We start from the raw sequence: 390 nt of genomic DNA, 5'->3' as shown, positions 1-390 counted from the left end.
GCTTGGCGAAAGCGCGCTTGTTCATTCACCCCATTCGCTTCCTTTCCCTTTTGTTTTTTTTAGTGTATCCTATTCACGCCACGAAAAAACGTCGCGGCATGCGCCACGACGTTATACTTCTGGTTCTGCTTCTAGTTGGTCGCGTTTTTGCTTTCCTTTTTTCAATTGCTTTGCTTTCCAAATGAGCCACAGCTGTGCAGCAATGAAAAGCGAAGAATATGTGCCGGAAATTAAACCAGCAAGCAATGCGAATGAGAAATTGCGAATCGCTTCACTACCGAACAATAAAAGTGCGACAACGGTAAACATAACGGTTAAAACCGTATTTACAGAGCGTCCGAATGTTTGTTGTAATGCTTTGTTGACGACATCTTTTAAATCGTCAACCGT

General features: G+C 43.1%; 1 pseudogene. It reads right to left on the bottom strand.

What is annotated here, in order from left to right:
* Positions 1-111: 111 nt before the first annotated feature.
* A pseudogene (locus FOI68_RS23025) lies at positions 112-390 on the bottom strand (protein translocase subunit SecDF); the annotation flags it as partial.

It is taken from the genome of Brevibacillus sp. LEMMJ03 (assembly GCF_007197875.1).
In the GTDB taxonomy this organism is placed as follows: domain Bacteria; phylum Bacillota; class Bacilli; order Brevibacillales; family Brevibacillaceae; genus Brevibacillus; species Brevibacillus thermoruber.
This window is presented reverse-complemented; position numbering and strand designations above follow the sequence as displayed.